Origin of the sequence: Mesorhizobium sp. M7A.F.Ca.CA.003.01.2.1 (assembly GCF_003998945.1) — a bacterium.
Classification (GTDB): Bacteria; Pseudomonadota; Alphaproteobacteria; order Rhizobiales; family Rhizobiaceae; genus Mesorhizobium; species Mesorhizobium ciceri.
The window spans coordinates 1-899 of sequence record NZ_RZRA01001415.1; the positions used below are offsets into that span (position 1 = coordinate 1).

Annotated in this window: 1 protein-coding gene and 1 pseudogene; both read right to left on the reverse strand. The window is 65.1% G+C overall.

Features of this window, described 5'->3' with window-relative positions; all coding sequences use genetic code 11:
* On the reverse strand, positions 1 to 606 hold a 606-nt coding region (locus EN969_RS33110; protein WP_164758755.1), incomplete at its 3' end, for an aminotransferase class III-fold pyridoxal phosphate-dependent enzyme.
* Positions 607 to 899: pseudogene (locus tag EN969_RS33115) on the reverse strand (serine kinase); the annotation flags it as partial.

The following is an 899-nucleotide window of genomic DNA, read 5'->3' on the forward strand; positions in this document are numbered from 1 at the left end:
CTCTATGGCAGCGGCGACATTTCCGGCGAAATCATGCGCGGCCCGGCCATGGTCGCGGAACGTGTCCGGCGCTGCCACCGTGCGGTGGTGCGCTGGTACCCCCTTTGCCCCGACCGCCGCCGGCGACAGTTGCGCCGTCGCTATGGTGGCGCCGTGATAGGCGAAATCGGTGATGATCACCCCGGTGCCGCCGCTGGAATGCTGGGCAATGCGGATGGCAAGGTCGTTCGCCTCGCTGCCGGTGCAGGTGAACATCGCGTGGCCGAGATGGGCCGGAACGGTGCCGAGAAGCTTTTCCGCGTAATCGAGGATGATCTCGCTGAGATAGCGTGTGTGGGTGTTGAGCGTTGCGGCCTGCCCGGACAGTGCCTCGACGACGCGCGGATGGCAGTGGCCGACCGAGGCGACGTTGTTGTAGGCGTCGAGGAACTTGCGGCCCTGGGCATCGTAGAGCCACACACCGCTGCCGCGCACCAGATGAATAGGGTTGCGGTAGAAGGCGCGGTAGGTCGGCCCGAGCAGCCTGGCGCGGCGTTCGAGCAGCGCGCGCTCCGATGCAGCCGCGTCGGCATTTGCGGGATACGGCGAGGACTGGGGCACGAGCATCTACTCCGGATTGGAATGGTCGAGAAAATAGCGGCGGGCATCGGTGGACGACAGACCATCAAGCTTTTCAAGCGAAGCCCAGACCTCGGTGGCGAGGCGCAGCACGTAGTCGCGCTTGGCCGGGAAACGCTCGGCCTGCCAACTGGCGATGTTGACGATGAGCGCAAGTCGGGCACGGATCAGATCGAAGAGAATGCCAATCTCTTCCTCCTCCAGTGGTTGGAGCGACTGATAACCTGCGACAAAGCGCGCTGCCGGTGCCAGCGGATGGCCTTCCGCCGGCCAGCGGTAGA